The sequence below is a fragment of the Alsobacter sp. SYSU BS001988 genome, assembly GCF_054796215.1.
This window is the reverse complement of sequence record NZ_JBTAMK010000002.1, coordinates 389060-403594: the sequence shown is the minus strand read 5'-3', so window position 1 is coordinate 403594 and position 14535 is coordinate 389060. Positions and strand designations below refer to the sequence as shown.

Below are 14535 nucleotides of genomic sequence, written 5' to 3'. Positions count from 1 at the left end.
CGCGCGACATGTCCGCTCTGCACGCCAAGCTGATCATCCTCGGGTCCGGTCCGGCCGGCTACACGGCCGCGATCTACGCGGCCCGCGCCATGCTGGAGCCGGTGCTCATCTCCGGCCTCCAGGAGGGCGGGCAGCTGATGATCACCACCGACGTGGAGAACTATCCCGGCTTCGCCGACGTCATCCAGGGCCCCTGGCTGATGGAGCAGATGCGCAAGCAGGCCGAGCATGTCGGGACCACGATGGTGTCGGACTACGTCGTCAAGGCCGAGCTCGGCGTGCGGCCGTTCCGGCTGACGGGCGACAGCGGCCAGGTCTACACCTGCGACAGCCTCATCATCGCCACCGGCGCGCAGGCGCAGTGGCTGGGCCTGCCCTCCGAGGAGGCCTTCAAGGGCTACGGCGTCTCGGCCTGCGCCACCTGCGACGGGTTCTTCTTCCGCAACAAGGACGTCGTGGTGGTGGGCGGCGGCAACACCGCCGTCGAGGAGGCGCTCTACCTCGCCAACATCGCCAGGAGCGTCACGGTCGTGCACCGGCGCGACGCGTTCCGGGCGGAGCGCATCCTGCAGCAGCGGCTGTTCCAGCAGGCCAACGTCTCGGTGGTCTGGGACGGCGCCGTCGACGAGATCTGCGGCGGCCAGAACCCGCCGGGGGTCACCCATGTGCGGCTGCGCAACACCAAGACCGGCGCCCTCAGCGAGGTGAAGACGGACGGCGTCTTCGTCGCCATCGGCCACAAGCCCGCGACCGAGCTCTTCAAGGGGCAGGTGCAGATGCGGCCCTCCGGCTACATCCACACCCATCCGGGCCACACGACGACGAACATCCCGGGGGTGTTCGCCGCCGGCGACGTCACCGACGAGACCTACCGGCAGGCGGTCACCGCCGCCGGGCTGGGCTGCATGGCGGCGCTGGATGCGGAAAAGTTTCTCGCCGGCGTCCTGATCGAGAGAGAGGCCGCGGAGTGATGCCCTTTTCCCTGCACAACACCTTGGATTGGGACAAGGTCCGCATCTTTTACACGGCGGCCGACGCCGGCAGCTTCACCCATGCGGGCGACGCGCTCGGCCTCAGCCAGTCGGCGGTCAGCCGTCAGGTCGGGGCGCTGGAGCGCGATCTCGGCGTGCCGCTGTTCCACCGCCACGCGCGCGGGCTCATCCTCACCGAGCAGGGCGAGCAGCTGTTCCGCACCGCCAAGGAGATGATGCTGAAGCTGGAGTCCACCCGGGCCCGGCTCACCGACAGCCGCGAGAAGCCCAACGGCGAGCTGCGCGTCACCACCACGCTGGGGCTCGGCTCCAACTGGCTGACGCCGCGGCTGGGCGAGTTCCTCGACCTCTATCCTGAGGTCAAGCTGCAGGTGCTGCTCACCGACGACGAGCTCGACCTGTCCATGCGCGAGGCGGACGTCGCCATTCGGCTGCGCCAGCCCGTGCAGGGGGACCTGATCCAGCGCCGGCTGTTCACGGTGCATTTCCACGCCTACGCGTCGGCCGAATACATCAAGGGCCGCGGCCAGCCGCGCGACGTGTCCGAGCTGGAGGAGCACAGGATCCTCACCTATGGGGGCGAGACGCCGTCCTACCTCAAGGACGTGCACTGGCTCACCACCGTGGGGCGGGACGCCAAGCACCCGCGCCAGGCGGCCCTCACGGTCAACAACATCACCGCCCTGAAGCGCGCCTGCGAGCGCGGCATCGGCATCGCGGTGCTGCCCGACTATCTCATCGAGCCGGAGGCCGGCCTCGTGCAGGTGCTCAACGGCGACGAGATGCCGGCGCTCGACAGCTATCTCGTCTATCCGGAAGAGATGAAGAGCGTCGCCCGGGTGCAGGTCTTCCGCGACTTCCTGGTCAGCAAGGCGCAGCGCTGGACCTATTGAGCGCCCGCAAACCGAGCCATGCCGCCCAGCACGCGTGCAGCGCATGCCTGATATGAGGGCATCTGCGTTGAACGCAAAGCTCCCGGCCCGCATATAGGGGGTGGTTCCGGACGCAGTCTCCACCTCCCCTCCCGGTGTCGACGCTGCGTCTGGGCCGTTCCCCTCTGGACGGCTTTCGGGTTGCGATCCGGAACAGCTCCAAAATGGCCGGGTGTCGCAAGACGCCCGGCCTTTTTTTTGCGCGGCGGCTCAGTCGACGCGCGCGCCCGAGATGCGGATGACCTCGGCCCATTTGGCGACCTCGCCGGGAATCATGGCGCCGAGCTCGGCCGGCGACTTCATCGCCACCGTCAGGCCCTGCCGCTCCATGGCCTCCTGGGCGGCCGGCCTGGCGAGTCCCGCCGCGACCGCCCGGTAGAGCTTGTCCACCACGGGTTGCGGGGTCTTGGCCGGCGCGAACAGGGCGAACCAGGCGTCGGCCTCGACGCCCGGGACGCCCTGCTCGCCGAGGGTCGGCGTGTTCGGCAGCTTGGCGGCGCGCTTCGCGCTCGCCACCGCGAGCGGCTTCAGCTCGCCCGCCTCGATCTGGGCGATGACGCTGGGCAGGGTGGCGAAGGCCACGTCGATGCGCCCGGCCAGCAGCTCCGTCGTCATCGGGGCCGCGCCCTTGAACGGCACGTGCAGCAGGTCGACGCCGGCGCGGGTCTTGAACAGCTCGGCCGCCAAATGCGAGGCCGAGCCGTTGCCGGTCGACCCGTAGGTGAGGGCGCCGGGCTTGTCCTTGGCGAGCTTCACCAGGTCGCCGGCGGTCTGGGCCGGGAGGTCCTTGCGGGCGACCAGGACGTGCTGGATGTCGGCGACGCCGGCCACGGGGGCGAAGTCGCGCGCCGCCTCGTAGGACGTGCTCTTGATCAGGCTCTGGTTCGTGGCGTGGGTCTGGTTGGTGCCCAGCACCAGAGTGTGGCCGTCCGGCTCGGCGCGGGCCACCGCCTGCGACCCGACGATGCCGCTGGCGCCGGCGCGGTTCTCCACGATGATCGACTGGCCGAGCTCCGTCCCGGCCTCCTGGGCGATGAGGCGGGCCACCACGTCGACCGGTCCGCCGGCCGGATAGGGGACCACGAGCGTGATCGTGCGGCTGGGGAAGGCTTGCGCCCATGCGCCGCCGGGGGGCGCGGCGCAGGCCAGCGCGCCCGCGGCCAGCGCGGCGGCGGCCGCGATCGCGGCGCGACGTGAAAAGCCCATTCCATTCCTCCGTTTGTGCTTATTGATCACGGCTTTTGGCTGGACGTGACAGGACGTGCGAACTAGGGTCCGCCCCGTTCCGGGAGCGGCCGTTCCGGGAACGACCGCCACAGCCTCTCTCGGAGCCCGACCATGGCCTTTCTCGCCGACGCTCTCTCCCGCGTAAAGCCCTCCGCCACGATCGCCGTGACGCAGAAGGCGCGGGACCTGAAAGCGCAGGGGCGCGAGATCATCAGCCTCTCGGTCGGCGAGCCCGACTTCGACACGCCCGAGAACATCAAGGCCGCGGCCATCGACGCCATCCGGCGCGGCGAGACGAAGTACACCCCCGTCTCCGGCATCAACCCGCTGCGCGAGGCCATCGTCGGCAAGTTCAAGCGCGAGAACGGGCTGGAGTACAAGGTCAACCAGACCATCGTGTGCACCGGCGGCAAGCAGGTGCTCTACAACGCCTTCGTGTGCACGCTGAACCCGGGCGACGAGGTCATCATCCCCGCGCCCTATTGGGTGAGCTATCCCGACATGGTGCTGCTGGTCGGCGGCAAGCCGGTCTTCGTCGACTGCCCGATCGAGCAGGACTTCAAGCTGCAGGCCGCCGACCTGGAGCGGGCGATCACGCCCCGCACGAAGTGGCTGATCCTGAACTCGCCGTCGAACCCCTCCGGCGCGGCCTACACCAGGGCCGAGATGAAGGCGATCACCGACGTGCTGGTGCGCCACCCGCATGTCTGGGTGCTCACCGACGACATGTACGAGCACCTGGTGTTCGGCGACTTCGAGTTCACCACGCCGGCCCAGGTGGAGCCCAGCCTCATCGACCGCACGCTCACCATGAACGGCGTGTCCAAGGCCTATGCGATGACCGGCTGGCGCATCGGCTACGCGGCCGGCCCGCTGGAGCTGATGAAGGCCATGGACATGGTGCAGGGCCAGCAGACCTCGGGCGCGTGCTCCATCGCCCAGTGGGCCGCCGTGGAGGCGCTCAACGGCCCGCAGGACTACATCGTCAAGGCCCGCGCCGCCTTCGAGGAGCGCCGCGACCTCGTGGTCTCGATGCTGAACCAGGCCAAGTACCTCAAGTGCCCGACTCCGGAGGGCGCCTTCTACGTCTACCCGTCCTGCGCCGAGGCCATGGGCAAGACCGGCCCGAGCGGCAAGGTGATCTCCAGCGACGAGGATTTCGTCTCCGAGCTGCTGGAGTCGGAGGGCGTCGCGGCGGTCCACGGCACGGCCTTCGGCCTCGGCCCCAATTTCCGCATCAGCTACGCCACCTCGAACGCGCTGCTCGAGGAAGCCTGCAGCAAGATCCAGCGCTTCTGCGCCAGCCTGCGCTAGGCCTCCGGCGCGGGCCTTCGGGCCCGCATGCGGCGCCGGGGCGAGCCTGAAGGCTCGCGGTCCGGGGACTCCCATGTGCGCGGGCGCACAGGCGGGACGGGGCGGGGGGAGCATGGTCCCGGCCGTCGAGACCCGAGCCGAGACCCGCCATGACCCGCACCCTGCGCACCGACGACCCGATCCGCCTGCCCTTGCCGGAGCGCCGGCTGAGCGTGTCGCGCTTCGAGGCGTGGCGTCAGCTGCGGATCTCGCTGGCGCTGGTCGCCGCGCTGCTGGCCGGAACCGTGGCGGTGGCCGTCGGCGGCCCGGTGCGCTCCAGCGGGCCGGCGATCGCCGCCGCGCCGGCCAAGGCCGCGCCCGTCCGGCAGGCGGCGGCCGCGCGCGTCCTGCGGGCGGGGCCGTCCGTCTTCGCCATGCGCTGAGGCCGCCTCAGAGCGGGCCCTGGAAGATGAAGAACGCCCCGCCGGCGATGAGCGCGAAGCCCACGGCGTGGTTGAGGGTGAGCGGCTCCTTCAGCACCGTGACCGAGAACGCCGCGAAGACGGCCAGCGTCACGACCTCCTGGATGGTCTTCAGCTGCGCCGCCGAATAGACCGTGTGGCCGATTCGGTTGGCGGGCACCGCCAGGCAATATTCGAAGAACGCGATTCCCCAGCTCGCCACGATGACGATCGGCAGCGACACGGCCGGGAATTTCAGGTGGCCGTACCACGCGAAGGTCATGAAGACGTTCGAGGCGATGAGCAGCAGCACGGGCAGGACCAGGGCGGAGTGGGTCACGGTCATGCGGGATCTCTCGACATGGCGGGCTTGGGCTAAGTAGGCGGCCGGCGGCCTTCGGAAAGGGCCGGATCAGCCGAAGCGCATCTTCATGGCCACGATCACGGCCACCAGCGCGAAGGTGACGACGTTGGACCAGACCAGCGGGGCGATGCCCATCAGCACGCCATAGACCAGCCACATGCCGACGCCGATCAGAAGCGCCATCTGGGCGGGCAGCGAGATGGCGCGCGTCTCCCGGGTGCGGATCACCCGCCAGGCCTGCGGGATCCAGCACAGGGTGGTGATCAGCGCCGCAAGGCTGCCGATCGCCTCGATCATCACGGGGTTCAGCACGGTCGGGCTCCGCTCGCCCGCACGGGCCGACGGCCCGCATGCGACGTTCGCGCCGTCCTGTCAATCCGCCGCCGGCGCGGCCGGGCTCAGGGATAGCGCCGGGGCGGGACGGGGGCCCGGGCGGGCGCGGTCGGCTGCGCCGCGAAGGGGTCGTCGTCGGCCTCGATCGGCTCGTCCATGTCCATGCCCTCGGGCGTGCTCGCGCCCGCGCCCGGGAATTCGAGCTGCATCGGGCCGCCCGGGCGAAGGCCCGGATAGGTCGCCGGGCGGGGCTGGGCGTATCCGCCGCCCTGGCCGTAGGCGGGCGCCCGGGAGGCGCCGCTCTGCTGGCCGTAGACGGGCTGCGACAGCGCCTGGGCCCCGCCGAGCGGGACGGGGCGCCGGTCGGCCGAGCCGGGCGGGGGCTCGCCGTAGCGGGAGGCCGCCGCAGTCCCGTAGCCGCCGCCCATCGGCCGCGGCGTGATGGCGCCGCCCGCCGCCGCATAGGCGCCGAGGCGCGGCGCGAACTTGATGATGGGCTTGCACACCCGCCGCCCGCCCGAGTGGCGGGCGAGGTCGAGATGCAGGTGGTCGTCATGCTGCGGATAGCCGGGGCCCAGCACCGTGGTGAAGCGCTCGCAGGAGCCGACGAAGACCTCCCGGAGGAACTCCTGGTCGGGCTGCTGGCCGCGCCAGCCGCGCGCCACCGAGACCTCGCGGCCGTCCGCCAGGCGGAAGGCCATCACGTCCATGGCGTTGCCGAAGGCGTGCTCGGAGCGCGGCCCGCCATGGCGGTTCATGACGCTGCGGCAGGAGTAGGACCCCGCCTTCAGCTCCACGACCCGGCTGCCGTAATACATCTCGGCCGCGGGCTGCACGACCTCGTTGACCCAGCCGTCGATGACGGGGATCACCGGGCAGGCCCAGGTGGCCTTGCTGGACAGGGCGACGGTTCCGTCCGCCACCGCCGAGACCCGGAAGGGCCGCAACATGCCGCAGGACCCGGGGCCGGAGATCTCCCGGGCCGGCTCCACATAGGCGGTGACCTGCACGGCCTTGGAGGCGAGGCAGGCTTGCTCCGCCTCGTCTCGCCACGGGGCGCGCTGCTCGTAGACGAACATGCCGCAACCCGACAACAGACCGAGGACGGCGGAGCCGACTAGATACAGGGCTACTCCGCGTCTCATGATCGCGACAATGCGACCGGTTTCTTTAAGGACGATAAACGAAAGCGGGGCCGTGTCCTTCCGGCGTCAGGAATCGCGCCGCGCCCCGCCGTGACCCCGGCGCATCGCCCCGGAGAGCTTCGGTGGATATCTGAAACTTTCAGTCGAACGCCCCGTGTGGCCGTGCAAATCTCGCTCCCGGCCGGCTCCCGACCGGCCTCCGCCCCATGGCGGATCGAAGCCGCGCCGCTTTCGACGGCCCGGGGCTGGGGATTGGGGGACGCCATGTGGGCACAAGTCTATAATCCGACGGGGAGCACCGTGCTCTCGACGCTGCTGGCGGCGCTGCCGGTCGTGGCGCTGCTGGGGCTGATCGCCTGGGGCAAGGTGGAGGCCTATGTGGCCGCCTTCATCGCCCTGATCCTGGCGCTGCTCGTCGCCATCTTCATCTTCACGATGCCGGCCGGCGTGGCCATCCGGGCCGCGGTGTTCGGCGCGGTGACGGGACTGTTCCCGATCGGCTGGATCATCCTGAACGTCATCTTCCTCTACCGGCTCACGGTGGAGAAAGGCTGGTTCCAGATCCTGCAGCAATCCATCGGCGGCATCACGCCGGACCGGCGGCTGCAGCTCTTGCTGATCGCCTTCTCGTTCGGCGCCTTCTTCGAGGGCGCGTCCGGCTTCGGCACGCCGGTGGCGGTGACGGGCGCGATCCTGATGGGGCTCGGCTTCTCGCCGCTCGCGGCCGCCGGCCTGTCGCTGATCGCCAACACGGCGCCGGTGGCCTACGGGGCGCTCGGCACGCCCATCCAGGGCCTCGCCACCGTGACCGGGCTCGACCCCTATCTGCTCGGCGCGATGGTGGGGCGGCAACTGCCGTTCTTCTCGCTGATCGTGCCGTTCTGGCTGATCTGGGCCTTCGCGGGCTTCCGCGGCATGATGCAGATCTGGCCGGCGATCCTGGTCTGCGGCGTCAGCTTCGCCGTGCCGCAATTCGTGGTGTCGAACTACATCAACCCCTGGATCGTCGACATCGCGGCCTCGCTGGTCTCGATGGCCTGCCTGATCGGCTTCCTCAAGGTCTGGCAGCCCGCCGAGCTGTGGCTCTCGCCGGCGCTGCGCACCAAGGACGACTCGGCCCTGAGCGCGCCCCCGCCGCCGCCCGCGATCCCGCAGGCGACGCCCGAGCAGGTGCGCATGTCCTGGGTTCCGTGGGCGATCCTGTCGGTGGTGGTCATCATCTGGGGCGGCCAGTGGTTCAAGAACCTGGTCAACCCGATCTTCACCTGGAACTACCCGGTGGAGGGCCTGCACAACGTGATCCAGAAGGTGCCCCCGGTGGTGGCCAAGCCCGCCAACGAGGGCGCGGTGTTCGCCTTCACCTACCTGTCCTTCACCGGCACCGGCATCCTGATCGCGGCGATCATCGCCGGGTTCGTGATGAAGTTCACGCCCGGCCAACTCGTGCGGGCCTACGGACAGACGCTCTGGGTGGTGCGCTATTCGCTGATGACCATCATGGCCATGCTGGCCATCGGCACGCTGACCCGCTACTCGGGCCTGGACGCCACGCTGGGCCTCGCCTTCGCGGCGACGGGCGTGCTCTACCCGTTCTTCGGCACGCTGCTGGGCTGGCTCGGCGTGGCCCTGACCGGGTCCGACACGGCCTCCAACGTGCTCTTCGGCGGGTTGCAGAAGATCACCGCCGAACAGCTCGGCCTGTCGCCCATCCTGATGGGCGCGGCGAACTCGTCGGGCGGCGTCATGGGCAAGATGATCGACGCCCAGTCGATCGTGGTGGCCTCGACGGCGACCGGCTGGTTCGGGCACGAGGGCACGATCCTGCGCTTCGTGTTCTGGCACTCCATCGTGCTGGCCTGCCTGGTCGGCGTGCTGGTGATGCTGCAGGCCTATGTCTGGCCGTTCAGCGCGATGGTGATCCACTAGAGGCGCGCCGACGCCCGAACCCGCTCACGACAAAGGGCGCGCCGGCGAGGGCGCGCCCTTCTTCATGGCCGTGGCGCCGTCAGGCCTGGGGCTGGCCGGGGGCGGCCTGGGGGCCGCCGCCCTGCGGGCCGCGGCGGCTGGCCAGGAAGGAGTCGAACTCCTCCTTGTCCTTGGCGCGGCGCAGGCTCTCCAGGTGTTCGCCGAAGGCGCGCTGCTCCTCCACCAGCCGGTCGAACTCGGCCTGAAGGCGGGCGATCTCCGCCTGCTTGTAGTCCTCGAAGGCCGAGTTGCCGCTGTCGCGGCGCAGCTCGCGCCGGGGCCAGCCGGGGCCGGGGCCCTGACCGCCGCCGCCGAAGCCGCCCCACTGCGCGCCGCCTCGGCCGCCCTGCTCGGTGTCCTGGCCGCGGCAGCCGGCGAACCACCAGCCTTCCTTCCAGCCCTTCCAGGCCAGGATCGCCAGCCCGGCCGGCCAGAAGAACACGAAGCCGGCGATCATCGCGGCGAGCTCCAGCGGACGCCACCGGGCGCGTCCCTCGCGGCCGCGCCAGTCGCGGCCTTCATATCGACCATAAGCAGCAGAGCAGGACATTCGTCCCTCCCATGTGAATGTAACGCTCATTCACATCGGATCGGCGCGCGCCAATGTCAAGGGCCGGAGCGTCGGCCCCGGCCCTCGGTCGTCAGGATGGCGAAGGACGTCAGGCGCCGATCTTGCGCCGGGACCACTGCGCGAAGGCGAATGCGAGGGCCTCGACGCGGCGGCGGTCGATATTGGGGTCGCGCCAGGAGCCGCCATTGCCGGAATATTGCTGCACCAGGAGCGGGAAGCTCTGGCCGCCGAGGCTGACTTCGCCCTGGAGGTAGTCGCTCTCGCCGCCTCCGCCGCCGCCCCGGCCGGCGCGGCCGCCCGCCGAACCGGCGGAGGCGTTCATCGACAGGCTGGTGAGGGTGACGATCAGCAGGGGAGCGCGGCGGTCGCCGGTGATGCGGTCGCCGAATTGCGCCAGGAACTGGCGGTGGACCGCGGCGCCCAGCGCCTCGGCGAAGCCGTTGAGGCCGCGGGCCTCCAGCGGCCGGACGTCGACCGACACGCCCCGGATGGCGAAGCCCTGCGCGCGCGCCGGCAGGGGGCCGGCGAGGGATCCGGCCGCGGCCGCGGCGGCGAGGCCGAGCCCCGCCCTAAGGACGCTGCGCCGGTCAGACGAAAGCGACATCCACGATTTCATAGCTTTTCCCTCCGCCGGGCGTGTTCACTTCCACCGAGTCGCCCGTCTTCTTACCGATCAACGCGCGGGCGATCGGAGAGGTGATGCTCACTTTGCCGGATTTCACGTCGGCTTCGGATTCGCCGACGATCTGGTAGGTCTTGGTCTCGTCCGTGTCCTCGTCGATCAGCTTCACGGTCGCGCCGAACTTGATGGTCGAGCCGGACAGCTTTGCGACGTCGATGATCTCGGCGCGCGAGAGCTTGTCCTCGAGCTCCGCGATGCGGCCCTCGTTCAGGGACTGCTGCTCCTTGGCGGCGTGGTACTCGGCGTTCTCGGAGAGGTCGCCATGGGAGCGCGCCTCCGCGATCGCCTGGATGATGCGGGGACGCTCGACCTGCTGGCGGGTCTTCAACTCCTCCTCGAGGGCCCTGTAGCCCGAGGGGGTCATCGGAACTTTGTCCATCATTGCTTCCGTTCGATCTTGATCCGCAAGAGCCGCCAAACCCGAAAAGGCCGCCGTCCCGGGCCCCCCTTTCAGGGGCTCGGACTCATGCGGACCGCGTTCGGACAGTGAATCCCGCCGTCCGGCGAGTTTCAGTCACGGGCCGTGAAGTAGTCCTGCAACGCGCGAACCTGGAGATCGCCGCCCGCATAGGCCTTGATCCCCTGCGCCGCAGCCACGGCTCCTGCTAGCGTGGTGTAATATGGCACCTTATGCAAGAGGGCCGCCCGGCGCAGCGACCGGGAGTCCTGAAGCGCCTGCTTGCCCTCGGTGGTGTTGAAGACGAGCTGGATCTCGCCGTTCTTGATGGCGTCGACCACGTGCGGCCGGCCCTCCAGCACCTTGTTGATCTTGGCGGCGTGGACGCCGCGATCCTCCAGATAGCGCTGCGTGCCCGACGTGGCCACGATCCTGAAGCCCAGGTCCGCCAGCGTGCGCATCGTGTCCAGGATGCGGGGCTTGTGGTCCTCGCGTACCGAGACGAACACCGTGCCGGACTTGGGCACCGAGGCGCCGCCGCCGAGCTGGCTCTTGGCGAAGGCGATGCCGAAGGAGCTGTCGAGGCCGATGACCTCGCCGGTGGAGCGCATCTCCGGTCCGAGCAGCACGTCGACGCCCGGGAAGCGCGCGAAGGGGAACACGGCCTCCTTCACGCCGATATGGTCGAGCGTCTTCGGCCGGAGGCCGAAGCTCGCCAGGCTCTCGCCCGCCATGATGCGCGACGCGATCTTGGCGATGGGCTCGCCGATCACCTTGGCGACGAAGGGCACCGTGCGGGACGCGCGCGGGTTGACCTCCAGCACGTAGATGTCGCCGTCCTTCAGCGCGTATTGCACGTTCATGAGGCCGCCGACGTCGAGCGCCAGCGCCAGCTCGCGGGTCTGGCGCTCCAGCTCGGCGATGGTCTCGGGCGGCAGCGAGTGCGGCGGCAGCGCGCAGGCGCTGTCGCCCGAATGGATGCCCGCCTCCTCGATGTGCTCCATGATGCCGGCGATATAGACGTCCTTGCCGTCGCAAAGCGCGTCGACGTCGACCTCGATGGCGTCGGTCAGGTAGCGGTCGAACAGCAGCGGGTTCTTGCCCAGCACCGTGTTGATCTGGCCGGTCTTGTCGTTCGGATAGCGGGCCTTGATGTCGTTGGGCACCAGCTCTGGCAGGGTGCCTAGCAGGTATTTATCGAACATCGCCTCGTCATGGATGATCTCCATGGCGCGGCCGCCGAGCACGTAGGAGGGGCGCACCACCAGCGGCAGGCCGAGGTCCTGCATGATCAGGCGGCTCTGCTCCACCGAATAGGCGATGCCGTTCTGCGGCTGCTTGAGGCCGAGCTTGTCGAGCAGGCGCTTGAAGCGGTCGCGGTCCTCGGCGAGGTCGATGGCGTCCGGCGAGGTGCCGAGGATCGGGACGCCCGCCTGCTCCAGCGCCTTGGCGAGCTTCAGCGGCGTCTGGCCGCCGAACTGCACGATGACGCCCACCAGCGTGCCGTTCTCCTTCTCCTTCAGCAGGATCTCGGTGACGTCCTCGGCCGTGAGCGGCTCGAAATAGAGCCGGTCGGAGGTGTCGTAGTCGGTCGAGACCGTCTCCGGGTTGCAGTTGACCATGATGGTCTCGAACCCGGCGTCGCTCAGCGCGAAGCAGGCGTGGCAGCAGCAATAGTCGAACTCGATGCCCTGGCCGATGCGGTTGGGCCCGCCGCCCAGGATCACGACCTTGCGGCGGTCGGAGGGCTGCGCCTCGTCCGCGACTGCGCCCGCGAAGGGCGGCGCATAGGTCGAGTACATGTAGGCGGTGGGCGAGGCGAACTCGGCCGCGCAGGTGTCGATGCGCTTGTAGACCGGGCGCACCTCCAGCGCGCGGCGGCGCTTCGAGACCTCCGCCTCGGGGAGCTTCGCCAGCACGGCGAGGCGGGCGTCCGAGAAGCCCATGGACTTCAACTGCCGAAAGGCGCCGGGGGTGGTCGGCAGGCCGAGCGCCTTGATCTTGTTCTCGGTCTCGACCAGCGACCAGAGCTGCTGGAGGAACCAGCGGTCGATCTTGCAGGCCTGGTAGATCTGCTCGACGTCGAAGCCGTAGCGCATGGCCTGCACGACCTGGAGCAGCCGGTCCGGCGTCGGCGTGCCGAGCGCGGCCCGGATGGCGTTCTTGTCGTCGCCGAGGCCGAGCCCCTCGATCTCGATCTCGTCGAGGCCGGTGAGGCCCGTCTCCAGCGAGCGCAGGGCCTTCTGCAGCGATTCCTGGAAGGTCCGGCCGATCGCCATGGCCTCGCCGACCGACTTCATCGAGGTGGTCAGCGTCTTCTCGGCGCCCGGGAACTTCTCGAAGGCGAAGCGCGGGATCTTGGTGACCACGTAGTCGATGGTCGGCTCGAACGAGGCCGGCGTGGCCCCGCCCGTGATGTCGTTGGCGATTTCGTCCAGCGTGTAGCCGACGGCCAGCTTCGCCGCGACCTTGGCGATCGGGAAGCCGGTGGCCTTGGAGGCCAGCGCCGAGGAGCGCGACACGCGCGGGTTCATCTCGATGACGATCATGCGGCCCGTTTCCGGGTCGATGGCGAACTGCACGTTGGAGCCGCCGGTCTCCACGCCGATCTCGCGCAGCACCGCCAGCGAGGCGTCGCGCATGCGCTGGTATTCCTTGTCGGTCAGCGTCAGGGCGGGCGCGATGGTGATCGAGTCGCCCGTATGGACGCCCATCGGGTCGATGTTCTCGATGGAGCAGATGATGATGCAGTTGTCCGCGCGGTCGCGGACCACCTCCATCTCGTATTCCTTCCAGCCGAGCACGCTTTCCTCGACCAGCACCTCGTTGGTGGGCGAGGCGTCGATGCCGCGCTCGATGATCTCGATGAACTCGGCCTTGTTGTAGGCGATGCCGCCGCCGGTGCCGCCCATCGTGAAGGAGGGGCGGATGATGGCCGGCAGGCCGATGTCGGCCAGGGCGTCGAGCGCGCCGGCCAGCGTCTTGATCTGGTGCGAGCGGGGGGTGTCGAGCCCGATCTTGGTCATGGCGTCGCGAAAGAGCTCGCGGTCCTCGGCCTTGTCGATGGCTTCGGCCGTGGCGCCGATCATCTCGACGTCGTATTTCTCCAGCGCACCCATCTTCTTCAGCGACAGCGCGCAGTTGAGCGCGGTCTGGCCGCCCATGGTGGGCAGCAGCGCGAAGCCGCCCGGAACGGCGTAGCGCTCCTTGGCGATGATCTTCTCCACCACCTCCGCGGTGATGGGCTCCACATAGGTGCGGTGCGCCATGTCCGGGTCGGTCATGATCGTCGCCGGGTTCGAATTCACCAGGACGATGCGGTAGCCCTCTTCCTTCAGGGCCTTGACGGCCTGCGTGCCCGAATAGTCGAACTCGCACGCCTGGCCGATGACGATGGGCCCCGCGCCGATGATCAGGATGGTGGAGATGTCTGTCCGCTTCGGCATGTCGCCTCGTCATCATGGCTCGGCGCGAGGCGGGTGGTCCCGCCTGGACGCGCGCACAAAAAAAGGCCGCGCTATGGGCCAAAACTGCGGCCGGAGCGCGTCCTCGCGGGAACCTGGATCAGGTTTCGGGCGGGGACGCCGGTCATCGAGACTTCCCGCCGAAAGTCGCGTGTCCTTAAACGAGAATCGGAGCCGTGGGAAGGGCCAAGGCCGCGCAGCCTGTGGACTCGGCTGCCCCGGCATTGACCGGGGCGGCGACACGGCCCAAAAGCGCCCCGTGTCCGAATTCCGACCGACGTCCCGCACCGCCGCCGCAGCCCTGTCGCGCCAGTTCTCCGCCTTCGCGGGGGTGGGGGTGGCGGCGGCGGTCGTCCATTACGGGCTGCTCGTCGGGCTGGTGGAGCTCCTGGGCGTCCATGCGGTCTGGGCGACGCTGGCCGGCTATGTGGCGGGGGGCGTCGTCTCCTATGGGCTCAACCGCCGCTACGCCTTCCGCAGCGACCGGCCGCATGGCGAGGCGACATGGCGCTTCGCCCTGGTGGCGGGGGTCGGCTTCGGCCTGACCGGGCTTTCCATGGCGCTGCTGCACGGGCGAGCGGGCGCGCCTTACCTTTTGGCGCAGCTCGCCACCACCGGGCTCGTGATGGTGTGGAGCTTCGCGGCCAACCGCTGGTGGACCTTCCGCGGACGATCCGAGGTTCCGCCCGCTCCTCCGTGACGCCTGAGC

Annotated in this window: 14 protein-coding genes; 6 read left to right on the top strand and 8 right to left on the bottom strand. The window is 69.5% G+C overall.

Annotation, left to right across the window (positions count from 1 at the left end; translation table 11 throughout):
- The first annotated feature begins 8 nt into the window (after positions 1-8).
- Positions 9-971: a thioredoxin-disulfide reductase gene (trxB, locus tag ACYVO7_RS05940; protein ID WP_460448909.1), complete on the top strand. Its 963-nt coding sequence runs from the start codon at positions 9-11 to the stop codon at positions 969-971.
- Positions 971-1885, top strand: a complete 915-nt coding sequence (locus ACYVO7_RS05935; protein WP_460448908.1) for a LysR family transcriptional regulator — start codon at positions 971-973, stop codon at positions 1883-1885. Before trxB ends, ACYVO7_RS05935 begins: the two co-directional genes overlap by 1 nt.
- Positions 1886-2134: 249 nt before the next feature.
- Here ACYVO7_RS05935 and ACYVO7_RS05930 read toward each other — a convergent pair whose 3' ends face one another.
- Positions 2135-3130: a Bug family tripartite tricarboxylate transporter substrate binding protein gene (locus tag ACYVO7_RS05930; protein ID WP_460448907.1), complete on the bottom strand. Its 996-nt coding sequence runs from the start codon at positions 3128-3130 to the stop codon at positions 2135-2137.
- A gap of 132 nt (positions 3131-3262) precedes the next feature.
- Here ACYVO7_RS05930 and ACYVO7_RS05925 point away from each other — a divergent pair, with 132 nt between their 5' ends.
- Together ACYVO7_RS05925 and ACYVO7_RS05920 are read left to right on the top strand one after the other, a co-directional pair.
- The gene (locus ACYVO7_RS05925) at positions 3263-4465 is read left to right on the top strand and encodes a pyridoxal phosphate-dependent aminotransferase (RefSeq protein ID WP_460448906.1); all 1203 of its coding nucleotides are present in this window, start codon (positions 3263-3265) and stop codon (positions 4463-4465) included.
- Between the two features lie 149 nt (positions 4466-4614).
- Complete coding sequence (locus ACYVO7_RS05920; protein WP_460448905.1) at positions 4615-4887, top strand: hypothetical protein; 273 nt, start codon at positions 4615-4617, stop codon at positions 4885-4887.
- Positions 4888-4894: 7 nt separating this feature from the next.
- On the opposite strand, the gene ACYVO7_RS05915 is transcribed toward ACYVO7_RS05920, so the two are convergent.
- From ACYVO7_RS05915 to ACYVO7_RS05905, 3 genes are all read right to left on the bottom strand, one after another.
- Complete coding sequence (locus ACYVO7_RS05915; RefSeq protein ID WP_460448904.1) at positions 4895-5251, bottom strand: DMT family protein; 357 nt, start codon at positions 5249-5251, stop codon at positions 4895-4897.
- A 66-nt stretch (positions 5252-5317) separates the two neighbouring features.
- Positions 5318-5581 (bottom strand): SemiSWEET family sugar transporter, encoded by a 264-nt coding sequence (locus tag ACYVO7_RS05910; protein WP_460448903.1) that lies wholly within the window; start codon positions 5579-5581, stop codon positions 5318-5320.
- Positions 5582-5667: 86 nt separating this feature from the next.
- Complete coding sequence (locus tag ACYVO7_RS05905; RefSeq protein WP_460448902.1) at positions 5668-6681, bottom strand: extensin-like domain-containing protein; 1014 nt, start codon at positions 6679-6681, stop codon at positions 5668-5670.
- A 330-nt stretch (positions 6682-7011) separates the two neighbouring features.
- Here ACYVO7_RS05905 and ACYVO7_RS05900 point away from each other — a divergent pair, with 330 nt between their 5' ends.
- Complete coding sequence (locus ACYVO7_RS05900) at positions 7012-8673, top strand: L-lactate permease (protein WP_460448901.1); 1662 nt, start codon at positions 7012-7014, stop codon at positions 8671-8673.
- A gap of 79 nt (positions 8674-8752) precedes the next feature.
- Here ACYVO7_RS05900 and ACYVO7_RS05895 read toward each other — a convergent pair whose 3' ends face one another.
- The 4 genes from ACYVO7_RS05895 to carB form a co-directional block, all read right to left on the bottom strand.
- Entirely contained in the window at positions 8753-9262 is a 510-nt protein-coding gene (locus ACYVO7_RS05895; RefSeq protein WP_460448900.1) for a DUF2852 domain-containing protein, read from the bottom strand.
- A 109-nt stretch (positions 9263-9371) separates the two neighbouring features.
- On the bottom strand, positions 9372-9887 hold the full coding sequence (locus ACYVO7_RS05890) for a hypothetical protein (RefSeq protein ID WP_460448899.1): 516 nt from the start codon (positions 9885-9887) through the stop codon (positions 9372-9374).
- A complete protein-coding gene (greA, locus tag ACYVO7_RS05885) occupies positions 9871-10344 on the bottom strand; it encodes a transcription elongation factor GreA (protein ID WP_406854433.1) in 474 nt (157 codons plus the stop codon). Before greA ends, ACYVO7_RS05890 begins: the two co-directional genes overlap by 17 nt.
- Before the next feature lie 131 nt (positions 10345-10475).
- A complete protein-coding gene (gene carB, locus ACYVO7_RS05880) occupies positions 10476-13808 on the bottom strand; it encodes a carbamoyl-phosphate synthase large subunit (protein WP_460448898.1) in 3333 nt (1110 codons plus the stop codon).
- Positions 13809-14085: 277 nt separating this feature from the next.
- Between carB and ACYVO7_RS05875 the strand changes: the two genes are divergently transcribed.
- A complete protein-coding gene (locus ACYVO7_RS05875) occupies positions 14086-14526 on the top strand; it encodes a GtrA family protein (RefSeq protein ID WP_460448897.1) in 441 nt (146 codons plus the stop codon).
- The last annotated feature ends 9 nt before the right edge of the window (positions 14527-14535 follow it).